The following is a 14,821-nucleotide window of genomic DNA, read 5'->3' on the forward strand; positions in this document are numbered from 1 at the left end:
CGGGGATCGCCTACAAGAAGTAGCCGGAGATATTCATGGCGGGGGCTTTGACCAGGGACGTCGATACCAACGTCCTGGTCTCATAGGGCCATCGGCCTAGGTGGGTCCGCCCCTCGCTGACCAGACTGGGAGCGATGGCCCGGCCCTGGACGAACAGTTAGGCACTACCCGTGGTAGACACAACGACCTTCGAACTCCAGACCGAAACCCGCGGACACGTCTCGGCCGAGGAGGTGGAGCATGCCCGGGAGCGGGTGCGGGCCGCCGCGGCCCACTCCCACGAGCCGGTGCTGTCCGCCCGGCTGAGGATCACCCGGTTGCCCGACCCGGCCGTCCCCCGTCCTTTCGTCGCACAGTGCAACCTCTATGTGAACGGGCGGCCGGTGCGCGCCCAGGCCGCGGAGGCCAGCTGCCACGAGGCGGTCCATCAGATGGTGGAGCGGCTGCGGGTCCGCATGAAGCGCACCTCCCGCGACTGGGAGGCCCAGCGTGGAAAGCGGCCATCGGCCGCATCGCACGAATGGCGTCACGCCAGCCCGCCGGCGGAGCGTCCGCCGTACTTCCCGCGGCCGCGGGAGGAGCGCGAGGTGATCTGCCACAAGTCCTACACGCTGGCCCGGCAGTCCACCGACGAGGCGATCCTCGACATGAGCGCCCTCGACTACGGCTTCCACCTCTTCACCGAGGAGTCCACCGGCCAGGACAGTGTGGTCTACCCGTCGGACGACGGCTACCGGCTCGCCCAGTCGTCCCCGGACACCGAACACCTCGGGTCGATCGCCGCCCCTGTGACGGTGAGCCCGCACCCGGCGCCCAGGATCACCCTTTCCGAAGCCGTCGAACGGCTCGAACTCATCGGGCTGCCCTTCCTCTTCTTCGCCGACGCGGCGACCGGGCGGGGCAACGTGCTCTACCACCGCTACGACGGGCACTACGGCTCATCGTGCCGATGCTGTGACACGCTCCTCGGCCTCCACGCCGAGGAACGTCCAACGGCGCGGATCCCGTACCGCCTCCTCCGGCGAGACCGGCGCCATCAGCCTCCGACCGGTCCGCCTCGCCACGCCGGCAGGGCCCGGTCGCCGAGGGCGACGTCGAGGGCGGCCCGGACTATCAGGCGGGTCGAGTCAAGCGCGGGGAGGGGAGAGATCTCGGGCGTCACCAGAAGCGGGATCTCGGTGCACACGAGGGCGACCGCGTCGCAGCCCCGTCCCGCCAGCCGCTCGATGACGCGGACGTACTCCTCGCGGGACTCCTCGGTGAACACACCGTTCACCAGTTCGTCGAAGATGATCGTGTTGATGGTGCGGCGGTCATCCGGATCGGGCACTTCGGTGGCTATCCCGCGGGCGGCGAACGCTCGGGGGTAGACCGGGCTGTCCATGAGGTAGGTGGTGCCGAGCACGCCCACTCGGCCGCGGCCGTCGCGGGCCGCCTGGTCGGCGACCACTTCGGCGATGTGCAGGCCGGGGAGCGCGAGATCCTCGCCCGGTTGTTCGAGGGCCTGGTGGGCGGTGTTGTCCGGGCAGACGAAGAAGTCCGCGCCCGCGCGGGCGAGCCGCCGCACGCTCACCGACAGCGTGTCCCGGACCGAGGCGTGCTCCCCGGCATCCCACGCGGGCATGCTGTGCCCGAAGGCGATGTAGTCGAGGGTCACGTCGGGGTACACGTGCGAACCGAGTCGGCGGACCCCCTCCTGGCAGAAGGCGAGGAAGCACAGGGCTGCCCCCTCTGTGCTGTGGGCGAGAATGCCGAGGTGCTTCATTCCGGCTCCGCGGGTCCAGGGACGGCATGGGTCCTGGCCAGTATCGCCGGACCCCCGTTTCCGGGAAACGGACCGCGACCGCGGTGTCCGGAGGAGGGGCCGCTCTCGCCCGAAGACCGGGGCCGGTGATCAGGTCGCGGGCCGTGTGCCGGGACTCGGGGCGGACGGGGGCGTGAACAGGTCGGGGCGGTAGTGCCAGGCGTACGCCAGGAGCCGGTTGTCCTGGCCGGGGCGACCGGCCGCGTTGAACGCTATGGCGACCTGGGATTTACCCGTTCGCGGATCGCGGGGCTCGGCCTCCAGTACGGACCGCAGTCGTTCCGGCTGCGAGCCTTTCGTGGGGAGAACCTGTTCGCCCCACCCGATGAGCCCGTCCGAAGTCGGGTAAAGCGGACCGCCCAGCGCCGTCCTCCCGCGGGCCGAGGATGCCGCCCAGGCCAGGCTCCGCGGCGCCCGGTTCATCATGAACTGCTGGACACGTCCGATCGCCGTGACGTCCCGCCACCGCATCCGCAGCCTGGTGCCGAGAAGATCGCTGCATTCCACACCGGTCGGTGAGACCCGCACGGTCACGGATGCGGCCTGGCGCCGGTGCGCGTAGCCGAGACCCGCCGTGTAGAGGCGCCGCCGAACAGACCGAAAAGCAGCGGTCCGGTGGGTCCCATGAGGCCGTACAGGCCGACGAACCCCCCGACCAGCGTCGAGAGCAGGAAGAACAGGAAAATGAAGGGGGTCCACGGGAGCAGGTACATGGCCGTGGTTCTGGAATCGAAATTCGGGTGCAGAACCTCGACATCGGGATCGCCGGGCGACGGCCATGCGGTTTCATCCGATGGACCGCCGGGGCCGCTGGAAAAAAGAGGGTTACCGTTTCCCATGAGATTCTCCATGATCTCATTCATCCAGTTGTTCCGGACACCCTAGCGGCCCGTGTCTCCGGCTTCAATAGCGGAATCCGGGAATGATCACCTCCATGAACGGTCTCCCCGGGTGCCGCACCCCTCCGGAAATCCGACCGTATACGGAGAATCACGGTATCGACCTCTCAATTTTTCGCGGCCCGATTTCCGGCCATCCGCGAATCAGCTCGGCCGATAATTGGAGATCGCGAATTGCAGCCGCCCGGCGGGTGCCGGGAGCATCGCCGTCTTCCGTACAGCGCTCCTCCCGTTTTCCGGGTACGTGGGAGGCGTGATGGAAGGCGCCGCCGGGGACCGGATCCCAGCGTGCGCGGGACAGGACCGGACCGAGCGGGACTCCCCTTCGCTGCCTGAGTCATCGTGTGGAGGCTAGGCCGGGCTCCCGGACGTCCCGGCCCCGGAGCCGGCTAGATCCCCGCTGTCCGCAGCCGGTCGGGGTCGAAGGTCGTCGTTACGGGCTCCGCGGCGTCCGCCTCGGTGATGCTGATCCCGGTGCCGTCCGCGAAGGCCACGCGTTCCGGGCACATGGAGTCGATCCCCTCCCACACGAGGGCCTGCCTGCTGAACAGCCCCCCGCGCTCCCGCAGCCAGACGCGGCAGGAGGGATCGATCAGGCTGTGGAAGGACTCCGTGACGAGTTCGTGACGGCCATCGGAACTCACCTCGGTCTCCACCACCTCGCTGCCGTCATCGGCCCAGGTGTCCACCAGCATCGCGGGCGGCCACAGGGCCACCGTCACCAGTCCCAGGACGGCGGCCAGCGAGCCCCACACCCGTGCGCGGTACCGGGACAGCCTCGGGGCGAAGGCGACGTAGAGGACCACAGCGGCCGTCCAGCAGGCGGGCGCCGCGAGAATGGGGACGTCGAAGCGGTAGAAGCGGTTCGCCAGCACAACAGCGGGGACCGTCGCGACTCCCGCCGCGAAGAACGCGAGGACGGCGAGCGACCACACGAGCCGGCGCCGGCGAAGCGCCCGATCCGCCGCCCCGGTCCCCTCCCCGCCCGCACCGGAGGCTCCTCCTCGCCCGTTTGCTCGCTCTGTTCGGCGGACATGCCCACTCACCCCATGCGATTCTTGCCGTGTCACCATCAGTTGAAGCCCGTCAGCGCCTGGTTGGTCGGTGGTGCGTGCCGACCGTGCTCGCCCGGTTGCGAGCACGGCCAGACCCTGCCCCAGGCACTGTCCTGTCCGTGCTTCGGGACCCATTCGTCTCGAAAGGACAGTAATGGCTACCGACCACCACTTCGGGCTCTCCGGCGGCTACGCTCCCGATCCCGACCGCGAGACCGCGGCGATCGTCGATGCCTTCTTCGAGCACATCGCAGCGGTACTGCGCGAACGCTCCCTCTCCGAGGGTCTTGTCGCCGCCATGCGGGAGCGGCACGAGGAGCTGGAGGCCGCGAACGCGCACCTGGCCGTGGACGAGCCCGGCCCGGACTCTCCCCGGCAGGCGATGAGAGTCCGTTCAGTTTGCGTTGGGGCATGGCGCTGGGGCCTGGCGCCACCACCCGATGTCGAGCACCGTGCCGTCCTCGAGCAGCGCGTACAGTTGGTCGTCGGCGGTGAAGGTGGCGAGTGGCCGCTGTTCGAGCGCGGTCGCTGCGATGAACGAGCCCCCGATCTGGTTGACGTCGCAGACCATGGCTATCCGGAACAGGGAGCGGGATTCGGCCACGACGTCGTCCTCACCCCCGGCCCGGATCACGATCCGCCGGTCCGGCGCCACCGCGCGGGCCGCCACCGCCACCGCCACGTTCTCCAGCGGGGCCGATGACACCGCCACGATCGCCCGGGCGTTCGGCACCCCGAGCTTTTGCAGCAGGAACCGGTCCCCACCGCGGCCGAAGATGACCGGAATCCCAGCGGACCTGGCCAACGGCAGACACGCGGCATGCCGGTCGCGCTCGACCGCGACCACGCCAAGGCCAAGCCGTTGCAGCTCCTGGCACAACCGGAGCCCGACCTGGCCGAGCCCCACCACGACGACGTGCCCACTCCGGGGCACCGCCCGCGTCCCCATCATCCCGGTCAGGCGCAGGGAGGTCATCCGGTCCACGAGCCCCGCGGTGAACAATGCGGAGAACGCCAGTACGCACAGCAGGGTCACCGTCGACAGGGCGTGGTACCACGTTGGCGCACGTGCGGCCACTGCGGGCGAGTCCACCGTGGTCAGTGTGGTGGCGGCATGCCACGCCGCGGTGATGACGGGTTCCCGGAGCACCGCCGCCCCCAGCACGGTGTCGAGCGTGAACACGGACACGAGCCCGAGCAGGCCCACCAGCAGGACCCGCGTAGTGCCCTCCAGAGGCCGCAGCTGCGCACGGAGCCTGTCCCGCACCGTTCGTCGGCACCTGATCGCGGCCCGTGGGACGCGTTCGACGCGCAGCCCGCTCGCCGTGCGGCGCACCGTGACGTAACCATCGGTCTCTCGGCTAAGGCTCACGATGGTCTCGGCGACACACGGGCCGAGCAGCGCCGGGACCAGTGCGTCCGTCATCGCGATCACCGTGCAGTTCGGGACAGAACGAACCACCTCGTCCGCCACGGTCCTGTCGAAGATCGTGACCAGCAACGGGATCCCCGGCCGTGTGTGCTCCACCAGCAGGGCGTAGCGCAGGGCCCGGATGTCGTCGCGGGAGACCACCGCGACCGCATCGACGTCATTGGTCAACGCCACCTGAACATCCCGGTTGGACGGGCCGTGCAACCGGCGAACCGGCCGCCCCCACACGTGGACGTAGGAGGCGACGGCGTCACAGAGATCATCGCCGCCGATGACCAGAAGGCGCCGATCCGAGAGTCCCGCACCACGGGCGTCCGTACCCGGCATGATCTCCGGTGCTGGCGGGGCCTCCACGAATATCTCCTCACGCCGGGAACGACAGCAGGGCCCACGTTAGAAAACCGGTTCCCCCGACCGCTTGTTCGAACGGCCAACAACGGTGGGGGCGACTTGTCCGCCACAGCGTGGACAGCGTGCGGCGGCCCCCATCTCCAGCGCGCGGGTACCCGAGCCGGCTTCTTGCCTCCCTCCGGTCGCCCGTCGCGCCACTCCCGGCCGATCCGCTCGTTGGCACCGATGATCCGACACGCTTCTGCGTTACCCACACCTTGTCGCACAAGCCGGAAGTATGCCTCCCGCTCTCGACGCAGCTTCTTAAAGCCCATCGCACCCCAAAGCCGAGGTGTTGCGACGACCGATAGAACCCGAGTGCCGCCGTCGCGGGGATCTCGTTCCCCACCACGCTCCCGCATGTGGATCCGACCGCACCAGTTGACCGGCGTTGCCTAGCCTGGAGGGCAACGGTCAACACCCCGAGGGAGCCCCCGTGACCGACTTCGCTCGCCGCGCCCGCGAGGCCATGCAGGCTCGGGGCGTCTCAACGCGGCAACTCGCCCGCGAACTCAAGTACGATCCCGGTTGTCTTTCGCGCGTGCTCAACGGCCGACAGCGCCCGTCGCAACAGTTGGCCGACGCCCTGGACCGGTTCCTGGGCGCGGACGGAACGCTGACGGACGCAACCACTGCACCCGATGAACCCTCCGCGGGTTTCCCGGAGGAACCGAGCGGCGTTGATGGCGAGATCGCGCACATGCGCGCCACCATTGATCACCTGGTCGCGCACGACAACCGGTACGGCGGGGACGAGATCGCCTCTGCCGCGGTGCGCGTATGGCGCAGCGCGCAACACCGGCTGGACAACGGCGCGATTCCCGAACCACGCCGGGGGGACTACCTGGCTTCCGCCGCCGAAGTGGCAGAACTGGCAGGCTGGTTGCTGTTCGACGCCGACCAGCAGGACGCTTCCCGCACCGCCACCTTGGAAGCGCACATGCTGGCACGCCACGCCGGGGACCGCTCCATGGAGCGGTTCGCGCTGACGAACCTTGCTATGCAGGACGTAGAGGTGGATCGCCCCGGAGAGTTCCTGAGGATCGCTGACGAGCTTCTTTCCCACCCCCGTATTCCGCCCCGCATAGCGCTGCTGGCGCGCCTACGGCGAGGACGTGCGCTCGCGTGTATGGGAGAGCACCGGCGCGCCTTGGACGACCTGGGGACCGCACGCGCCGCCCTTCAGGATTCGATCACCCCGCGCGATCCCGCGTGGACGTGGTGGGTGAACGACTGCGAGTTGAGCGGACACGAAGGCGAGGCCCTGCTCGCCCTGGGTGACGCCGACGCCGCCGTGCCGAAGATGGAGCGCGCCGCCGAGTTGTCCGCAGCGTTCCGCCCGGAAGGCCGGGGGACCCTCTATTACCAGGTGTCCCTGGTGCAGGCGTACACGGTGGCCCGGGCATGGCGAGAGTGCGCATCGGCTCTGGACGCCATTCCCCCGAAACTGGGATTGATCAGCTCCGGCCGCAACCGCCGCCACCTCCGCACGGCGCTTCGTGCCGTTGGCCGCCACCCTGGTACACCCACACACCTCTCGGAGCTCGCTCGGGACATAGCTTCCTCCCACCTGACCGCCGCTTAAGATCACTCGCCTCCTTCCGCCCCCGGCTACGGCTTGCGGCCGACGCCTTGGAACACGCCGGGTCGGAGAGCCGACCTGATCGAACGGGAAAACCGGTCGCGCCCCGCGGGCCGGGTCGTGTTGAATCTGTCCGATGCCCCAGATGACGAACGCCGCCGGATGGGCCGATTCGTACCTGGTCTGCGCGACCCCACGCACAGGGAGTTCGCTGCTGTGCGGACTGCTGGCCTCGACCGGCATCGCCGGATGCCCTGAGGCCTACTTCCGTCAACCCGACGAGCGCTCGTGGGCCCGGCAGTGGCGGATCACTGATGGTTCCGGTGTTTTCCGCTACCAGGACTACGTGCGTGCCGCGCTGGCCGCCGGCCGCACCGCGAACGGGGTTTTCGGCGCGAAGGTCATGTGGGGGACCCTGGAGGAGGTCGTCGCCAAACTGGCCGCCGTCCACCCGAGCCTGGCGGATGCGGACCTCGACCTGCTGAACCGGGAGCTCGGCCGTACCCGGTTCGTGTTCCTGCGGCGTGCGGACATCGTGGCCCAGGCCGTGTCCTGGCTGCGTGCCGAGCAGACCAACCTGTGGTGCGCGGGCCGCCCCGAGCCCTCCGGGGACGAACCCCGCTTCGACTTCGACGGCATCCACGACCTCGTCCGGCTGATCGAGGAGCACAACACCGGCTGGCGGGAGTGGTTCGCCTCCTTCGGCATCCGGCCGCACCCGGTCGTCTACGAGGAGCTGGTCGCCGACATGGCGGGCACCACCCGCGGCGTCCTCGACTTCCTCGGCCTTCCCGCCGGGGCCGCCATCGCGCCCAGGCACCGGCGCCAGGCCGACGAGCTCAACGCCGAGTGGATCGACCGCTACCGGGCTAAGGTCGCGAAGCGCAGACACCGCCCGGCGTGATCACCCGCCGCTCTGACACCTCCGTTCGTCTCTTGGGCCTCGCCCGCGCGGCGGCCGGATCCCCGTACGACCGCCCGCGGGTGCCCGCCCGGCGGCTACGGCTTGCGGCCGACGCCGCCGAAGTGGTCCAGCTCGGAGAGGGTTCCGGCCTCGGGGGGATCGGGGCGCCAGTAGGGGACCGAGACCAGGCCGGGTTCCACCGGCTCCAGGCCGTCGAAGAACCGGGCGAGCTCTTCGGGGCTGCGGTTGACCCGCGGGTTGGTGCCGACCTCGTTCCAGTGCCGCACCATCGCGTCCATCGTCTCGCCGTCGACGACGTTGGTGTCGTCGCACAGGGCCAGATAACCACCCGAAGGCAGGGCCGCCATCAGCCGGTCGACGATCGCGTACGCCTCGTCGTTGTCGGTGATGTGGCCCAGGATCCCCATCAGCATGAGCGCGACCGGCCGGTCGAAGTCCAGGGTCCGGGCGGCGGCCCGCAGGATCTCGTCGGGCTCGCGCAGGTCGAAGTGCAGGTAGTCGACGCTGCCCTCGGGCACGCCGACCAGCAGCGCGTGTGCGTGCACCAGCACCAGGGGGTCGTGGTCGACGTAGACGACGCGGGACTCGGGCGCGACCGTCTGCGCGACCTCGTGGGTGTTGTTGGCGGTGGGCAGGCCGGTACCGATATCGAGGAACTGGCGAACTCCCGCCTCGCCCGCCAGGTGGAGGACGGCGCGGTTCAGAAAGGCCCGGGAGGCGCGGGCGATGGCGAACATCTGCGGGTTGCTCTTGGTGATCTGCTCGCCGACCTCTCGGTCGGCAGCGTAGTTGTCCTTGCCCCCGAGCCAGTAGTTCACCACCCGGGCGGAGTGGGGGACGGAAGGGTCGACCAGCAGTTCGGGATCCTCGGGCGAGGGCCCGGGAGTAGGGGAGGAGCCGGTCATCGAGTTCTTCCCGTGTCGCGCTATGGCAGGTTTTCCGCCCCACCGTAGGCCGTCGTTCCGGCGACGGCCACAATCAGGCGATTCGGCGCTGTTGACGGGTATGCCCTAGGACGGCTGGAACCAGCGGGAAAGGGGCGATGATGGGTGCGATGGCCTTCCGGGAACTGACCCCCGTGGCGTTCTTGGAGCGTGCGGCCGCGGTGTTCGGCGACCGCCCGGCCGTCGTGGACGGGAACCTGCGCTACACCTACCGGGAGTTCTGGGCGCGCGCGCAGCGGCTGGCCGGGTTGCTCGCCGAGAGCGGGATCCGTCCGGGCGACCGGGTCGCGGTGCTGGCGCCGAACACGCACGTGCTGCTGGAGGCCCACTACGGTGTGCCCCTGGCCGGTGCGGTGCTGGTGGCGCTGAACACGCGCCTGGCCGCGCCCGAGATCGGCTACATCCTCGAACACAGCGGGGCTCGGCTGGTCGTCGTGGACACCGAGTACCGGCCGCTGCTGGAGCAGGCGCTGGACCACATCGACGACCGGCCGGAGGTCGTCGACTCGCAACGGTACGGCTCGCTGCTGGAGGCGACGCGGCCGCACCGGACCGATGTCGCCGACGAGCGCTCCCTGCTCTCGATCAACTACACCAGCGGCACCACCGGCCGCCCCAAAGGCGTGATGTACCACCACCGTGGCGCCTACCTGCAGGCACTGGCGATGGCCTACCACGCGAAGCTCGACACCTCGTCCAGATATCTGTGGACCCTGCCGATGTTCCACACCAACGGCTGGTGCTTCCCGTGGGCGGTGACCGCGGCCGGCGGCGTACACCACTGCCTGCGCAAGGTCAGCGCCGAGGAGGTGTGGCGGGCGGTGCACGCCGAGGGCGTCACGCACTTCTGCGCCGCGCCGACGGTACTGGCGATGCTCGCCGACTACAGCGGCGCCACCGCGCCCGCACGGCCGGTGCGGGTGTTCACCGGGGGCGCACCGCCCTGGCCCGCGCTGCTGGAGCACATGGGCGCCCTGGGGATCGACGTCCGGCACCTCTACGGCCTGACGGAGACCTTCGGCCCGGCCGTGGTGTGCGAGTGGCAACCCGAGTGGGACGACCTGCCCGCCGACCAGCGCGCGCGGCTGGTGGCCCGGCAGGGGATCGCCAACGTGGTCGCCGAACCGGTCCGCGTGGTCGACACGGAGGGCGAGGACGTGCCCTCCGACGGGCGCACGCCCGGCGAGATCCTGCTGCGCGGCAACGACGTGATGCTCGGCTACTACCGCGACGACGAGGCCACCGCCGCGGCCACGATCGACGGCTGGTTCCGCAGCGGCGACCTGGGGGTCCGGCACCCTGACGGCTACGTCGAGCTGCGCGACCGCATCAAGGACGTGATCGTCTCCGGCGGCGAGAACATCGCCTCGGTCGAGGTGGAGAATGCCCTCACCGAACACCCCGACGTGCTGGAGGCCGGGGTAGTGGGGACGGCGCACCCCAAATGGGGCGAGGTGCCCGTCGCCTTCGTGGCCCTGCGCGCCGGCGCCTCCGCCGATGAGCGGGAGCTCATCGACTTCGTCCGCGAGCGGATCGCCCCGTTCAAGGCCCCGCACCGGGTGAACTTCAGCGAGCTACCGAAGACCTCCACCGGCAAGCTGCAGAAGAACGTCCTGCGCCAATGGAGCGCTCAGCCCGGCCACGGCCCGCCCTCCCCGGAGTGACGGCGGCACTCAGCGGGGCCCGCGGCCGCCCGCGGACATCCCGGTGGCGTCGGAGGCGTAGTCGGTGAAGAGGCGGCGCGCCACCTCCAGGGTCTCCCCTTGTGGGCGGTCCGGGTAACGGTCCTGCGCGGCGCACCAGGACTCCTCCGCCTCGGTCAGCGCCCTGCCGAGGCCGCCGGCGTCCAGCCGGGTTCCGGTCGCGAGCGCTTCCCCGAGATGGTCGGACCATATCCGCCACCTCGGCAGGTGGTAGCCGGCCACCAGGCCCGCCCAGTGGCGTCCGGAGTAATCGCGCAGCGGGCTGTCGCGCGGCCCCCACACGGTGATCAGACGGCGGGCGTTCCACTCGTAGAGGCGGCCCTCCTCCTGCGTGGCGCCCCACGAGCGCGCCCGGTCGAGCCACGGTCCGAGCAGGTACTCGGGCCGCGTGGCCAGGAGCTCGTCGAGGTCGCGGATCAGGCCCAGGAAGCGTCGGCGCACCGGCGGGTCACGGCGGCGTCGCCCGCGCGGTAGGCGCGCACGACCCGGCCGTGCCGAACACGCGCGAGCAGAGTGAGGACCTGCTGGGCCACATCGACCAGGTCGCGGCCGTAAGGGCCGGCCGCGAGCTCCGGGGTGGCCGCGACCACAAGCCGGCGCCAGGCCTCCACCAGGTGGGCCGGGTCCCACTCCGGACGACCCGAATGCCGGTACGCCGGCTCGGCCGGCTCCGCCTCGTCCGGCACGCCGGGCCGGGAGATGACGATGGACGCGGGCGGGCCGGCGGCTTCCCGGTCCGCGTAGACGGTGCCGAGCAGGATGCTCCAGGCCTCCTCCGCGTCGGGCAGCCGGCGCCCGTAGCGGCGCCGGGCATAGCCGCGGGCCCACTCGTCGAGGTCGGTGACGTCCCCGCGCCACAGGAGGTCGGTGAGGCAGGCGTAGACCGCCGGGTCCCCGCCGGTGGCCTCCATCGTCTGCCCGATGCCGCTGAGGCTCCCCCGCTGCGGATCGTCGAGGAGCTCGGCGAGGTCGGCGGCGACGCGGGGCAGTTTGCCGTGCATGCCGGGACGGCCGCCGAAGTTGTGCAGCACGCACCACGCCCACGGTTTGCCGTGGAACGAGGAGGTCTCCCGCCACAGCGGCCGCTGCTCGGCCCACAGGTCGAGCAGGAACATGTGGTCGTCGGGGACGGCGCCGAGCAGCGCGCTGATCCGCTTCGGCGTCCAGAACCCGCCCTTGTAGCTGAACGGCCAGCTCTGCATGACCCATACGGCCTCCGGGTCGGCGCCGACCATGGACTCGTGCACCGCACGGCCGAGCTTGGCGAGCCCCGCCGGCTCGCCCGTCGGGGGCGTCGTCTCGATGAAGGGGTCGGCGGCGTACCAGTGGCCGGTGCCGAACCGGCGCGTCTGCTCGGCCACGAACGCCTGGCCGATCCGCCGGAAACGCGGGTCGCGCGGGTCGAGCATCCGGGTGCGGAAGTCGAACCACCGCCGGGAGTGCCCGCTGTCGATCTCCGCGGGGACGTTTCCCGCGAACGCCTGCAGCACCGGCGTCATGCCCAATTCGCGCTCCCGCTCGATGATGCGCCCGCCCAGCGCCTCGTGGGCGTCGATCCAGGACTGCGGCAGCGGGCCGCCCCACTGCTCGGTGCACCCCATCCAGGTGAACGGCAGGTAGGCCGGTCCGCCGAGGAAGGCGCGGATGTCGTCGTCGTCCATCCCCAACTGGCGGTAGACGGCCTGCCAGACGGCTTCCTGGCCGGTGATGGCGAGGGGCAGGTTGATGCCGTGCAGCGCCATCCAGTCGATCTCGCGCTCCCACTCCGGCCAGCCCCAGAACGCGGTGGTGTAGCTGAAGGTGCAGAAGTTGAAGCGGTAGCGGTACCGGAACGGCGTCGTCCGGCGGGTGCGGCGGACGTTCGGCAGCCGGGCCGGCAGGGTGATCCCGCGCGTGTCCCACGAGACGTCCCGCTCGCAGACTTGGCCGACGTACCACCTCAGCGCACTGGCCTGGGCGACCGGGGAGGTCCCGCGCAGCTCGACGCGCGCGCCGACCGCCTCGACCTCGAACGTGTCTCCGGCACCGCCGGACGGCAGCTCCGCCGGCACGAACTCCTCAGCGCGTTCGCCGAGGAGGCGGCGCAGCAGGCCGGGGATCCCTTGGGGCTGTTCGGCCCGTTCAGTGTCCGGCCGGGAAGCGGGGATGGACATCGTCGCTACTCCTTCGTGGCACCCGCGGTCAGTCCTTCGGCGAAGACACGTTGCGCGAACAGGAAAAGGATCGCGATCGGCAGCGTCATGACGACGGAGGCCGCGAGCAGCACGGTCGGCGCGACATCCTGGTTGTCCAGCAGGGCGATGCCGATCGACGCCGTCCAGCTCTCCCGGGTCTCCAGCAGGAACAGCAGCGCGAACAGGAACTCGTTCCACGCCACGATGAAGACGTAGAGCGCCGTGGCGACCAGAGCGGGCACCGCGAGCGGCAGCACCACGTGCCGGATCGTGCGCAGCCCGCCGCAGCCGTCGATCGCGGCGGCCTCCTCGATGCTCTCGGGGAGGCCCGCGAAGAAGTTGCGGAGCATGAACAGCGCGACCGGCACCGTCTGCGCCAGATAGATGACCACCAGCGCCACGAGCGACCCCCGCAGCCCCATCCCCGTGAAGAGGACGAAGAGCGGGATCGCGATCACCACCGCCGGAAACAGGTAGACCGACAGGAACAGCACACCGAGCGTCCGCTTGCCGGGGAAGTGGAACCTGCTCACAGCGTAGGCGCCGAGCACGGAGAACAGCAGCGCGCACGCGACGGTTCCCAGCCCGACGAAGAGGCTGTTGAGCAGAAAACTCCCGACGTCGTAGCCGCCCTCCTCCATCGGGGCGAGCGCGCGCCGGTAGCCGTCGAGCGTCGCCTCGGCCGCCGTGGGGAGGATCCGCAGCGGGTCGGCCAGCAGCGACTCCAGCGGGCGCGCGGACAGCGCGACGAGGTACACCAGCGGCACCACGGTGATCACCAGGAGGAACGCACGCATCAGCCACGCGAGCGCGCCGAAGACCACGTTCTCCACCCGCTCGCGTTCCCAGCCGCGGCGCCGCAGGTGCGCGGCCGCGGACCGCGCCGCGGTCGCCGTACGGTGCGTGTGCGTCATAGCCGCCCTCCGCTCCGCGGTTGGACGCGCCAGATGTAGGCGACGAGCAGCACGCCCATGGCCGCGGCCATCACCAGGCCGAGGGCGGAGGCGCCGCCCAGGTCGTTGCGCGCGGTGAGGTACTCGTAAACCTGGAGGCTCATCATCTGGGTGCCGCCCGCCCCGCCGGTGAGCAGGTACACATCGGTGAAGTTCTGGAAGATGAAGATGGCGCGCAGCACGAGCAGCAGGCTGAGGACGCCCCATAGCTGCGGCAGCACGATGTGCCGGAACACCTGGCTCGGGGCCGCGCCGTCGATCCGGGCCGCCTCGATGAGGTCGCCGCTGATCACCTGCAGCCGGGCCAGGATGAACAGGAACGAGAAGGCGAACGACCGCCAGATCTCGAAGACGATGACGGTGATCAGGCGACCGGGACCGCCACGGTCAGGCCGAGCACCTCGACGTCGGCGCTGCGCTGGCTGAGGAACAGCACCGGGTCGTCCCATCCCAGCCAGCGCTGCCCCGCCGCGTTGATGAAACCGAACTGCGGGTCCAGCATCGTCTGCCACAGCAGGGCGGCGGCCACCACCGGAACGGCGAACGGCACGAGCAGCAGGCTGCGCAGCGCCGCCCGTCCGGGGAAGGCCCGGTGCAGCGCGAGCGCGGCCAGCAGCCCCATCAGGACGGAGCCCACCCCGCCGAACAGCGTGTAGGCGGCGGTGGCGGCGGCGCTGGACCAGAAGTCGGACGACGTCAGCACCTGCCGGAAGTTGCCGAGTGTGTAGTCGGCGTTGGTCAGGTTGACGTACGGCAGGTCGATGAGGCGGATCTCGGTGAGCGCCAGGAACAGGGTCCAGCCGAAGGGGATCAGCACCACGAGGGCGATCACCAGGAACGTCGGGGACACCAGCGCCAGAGCGAAGCGCGAACGGCGCTGCGCGTAGCCGGACGGGCGCAGCAGCGCCGCCACCCCTTTGGCCATCCTCGCCCCTTCCTACCTGCGCGTGGTCGCCGGAC

The 14,821-nt window shown here is 70.4% G+C and carries 14 protein-coding genes and 1 pseudogene; 4 read left to right on the forward strand and 11 right to left on the reverse strand.

Annotated features, from left to right (window positions below; all coding sequences use genetic code 11):
• Positions 1 to 455: 455 nt before the first annotated feature.
• A pseudogene (locus tag VS93_RS31840) lies at positions 456 to 926 on the forward strand (sigma 54 modulation/S30EA ribosomal C-terminal domain-containing protein); the annotation flags it as partial.
• A 110-nt stretch (positions 927 to 1,036) separates the two neighbouring features.
• Here VS93_RS31840 and VS93_RS16940 read toward each other — a convergent pair.
• From VS93_RS16940 to VS93_RS16960, 5 genes are all read right to left on the reverse strand, one after another.
• The gene (locus tag VS93_RS16940) at positions 1,037 to 1,765 is read right to left on the reverse strand and encodes an aspartate/glutamate racemase family protein (RefSeq protein WP_046470894.1); all 729 of its coding nucleotides are present in this window, start codon (positions 1,763 to 1,765) and stop codon (positions 1,037 to 1,039) included.
• Between the two features lie 129 nt (positions 1,766 to 1,894).
• Complete coding sequence (locus VS93_RS16945; protein WP_156184889.1) at positions 1,895 to 2,338, reverse strand: hypothetical protein; 444 nt, start codon at positions 2,336 to 2,338, stop codon at positions 1,895 to 1,897.
• On the reverse strand, positions 2,335 to 2,643 hold the full coding sequence (locus tag VS93_RS16950; protein WP_162231691.1) for a hypothetical protein: 309 nt from the start codon (positions 2,641 to 2,643) through the stop codon (positions 2,335 to 2,337). The genes VS93_RS16945 and VS93_RS16950 overlap by 4 nt, the downstream gene beginning before the upstream one ends.
• A 449-nt stretch (positions 2,644 to 3,092) precedes the next feature.
• Complete coding sequence (locus tag VS93_RS16955) at positions 3,093 to 3,749, reverse strand: hypothetical protein (RefSeq protein WP_156184890.1); 657 nt, start codon at positions 3,747 to 3,749, stop codon at positions 3,093 to 3,095.
• A gap of 403 nt (positions 3,750 to 4,152) precedes the next feature.
• Positions 4,153 to 5,544: an NAD-binding protein gene (locus VS93_RS16960; RefSeq protein ID WP_201776668.1), complete on the reverse strand. Its 1,392-nt coding sequence runs from the start codon at positions 5,542 to 5,544 to the stop codon at positions 4,153 to 4,155.
• A gap of 472 nt (positions 5,545 to 6,016) precedes the next feature.
• On the opposite strand from VS93_RS16960, the gene VS93_RS16965 reads away from it, so the two are divergent.
• On the forward strand, positions 6,017 to 7,165 hold the full coding sequence (locus tag VS93_RS16965) for a helix-turn-helix domain-containing protein (protein WP_052745814.1): 1,149 nt from the start codon (positions 6,017 to 6,019) through the stop codon (positions 7,163 to 7,165).
• A gap of 133 nt (positions 7,166 to 7,298) precedes the next feature.
• On the forward strand, positions 7,299 to 8,066 hold the full coding sequence (locus VS93_RS16970; protein ID WP_046470898.1) for a Stf0 family sulfotransferase: 768 nt from the start codon (positions 7,299 to 7,301) through the stop codon (positions 8,064 to 8,066).
• Between the two features lie 95 nt (positions 8,067 to 8,161).
• On the opposite strand, the gene VS93_RS16975 is transcribed toward VS93_RS16970, so the two are convergent.
• Positions 8,162 to 8,992, reverse strand: a complete 831-nt coding sequence (locus tag VS93_RS16975; RefSeq protein WP_046470899.1) for an SAM-dependent methyltransferase — start codon at positions 8,990 to 8,992, stop codon at positions 8,162 to 8,164.
• Between the two features lie 137 nt (positions 8,993 to 9,129).
• Here VS93_RS16975 and VS93_RS16980 point away from each other — a divergent pair, with 137 nt between their 5' ends.
• Positions 9,130 to 10,695 (forward strand): acyl--CoA ligase family protein, encoded by a 1,566-nt coding sequence (locus VS93_RS16980; protein WP_236700592.1) that lies wholly within the window; start codon positions 9,130 to 9,132, stop codon positions 10,693 to 10,695.
• 9 nt (positions 10,696 to 10,704) lie between these two features.
• On the opposite strand, the gene VS93_RS27095 is transcribed toward VS93_RS16980, so the two are convergent.
• From VS93_RS27095 to VS93_RS30525, 5 genes are read right to left on the reverse strand one after another with little or no spacing between them, the layout of a single operon-like run.
• Positions 10,705 to 11,175, reverse strand: coding sequence for an alpha-N-acetylglucosaminidase C-terminal domain-containing protein (locus VS93_RS27095; protein WP_052745815.1), 471 nt, complete (start codon positions 11,173 to 11,175; stop codon positions 10,705 to 10,707).
• Positions 11,151 to 12,887, reverse strand: a complete 1,737-nt coding sequence (locus tag VS93_RS16985; RefSeq protein ID WP_052745816.1) for an alpha-N-acetylglucosaminidase — start codon at positions 12,885 to 12,887, stop codon at positions 11,151 to 11,153. Before VS93_RS16985 ends, VS93_RS27095 begins: the two co-directional genes overlap by 25 nt.
• Positions 12,888 to 12,892: 5 nt before the next feature.
• Positions 12,893 to 13,822, reverse strand: coding sequence for a carbohydrate ABC transporter permease (locus tag VS93_RS16990; protein WP_082126959.1), 930 nt, complete (start codon positions 13,820 to 13,822; stop codon positions 12,893 to 12,895).
• Positions 13,819 to 14,310: a carbohydrate ABC transporter permease gene (locus VS93_RS30520; protein WP_201776669.1), complete on the reverse strand. Its 492-nt coding sequence runs from the start codon at positions 14,308 to 14,310 to the stop codon at positions 13,819 to 13,821. Before VS93_RS30520 ends, VS93_RS16990 begins: the two co-directional genes overlap by 4 nt.
• Positions 14,226 to 14,786, reverse strand: a complete 561-nt coding sequence (locus tag VS93_RS30525) for a carbohydrate ABC transporter permease (protein ID WP_201776670.1) — start codon at positions 14,784 to 14,786, stop codon at positions 14,226 to 14,228. Before VS93_RS30525 ends, VS93_RS30520 begins: the two co-directional genes overlap by 85 nt.
• Positions 14,787 to 14,821 lie beyond the last annotated feature (35 nt).

Source organism: Allosalinactinospora lopnorensis (assembly GCF_000981225.1).
Taxonomy (GTDB): Bacteria; Actinomycetota; Actinomycetes; order Streptosporangiales; family Streptosporangiaceae; genus Allosalinactinospora; species Allosalinactinospora lopnorensis.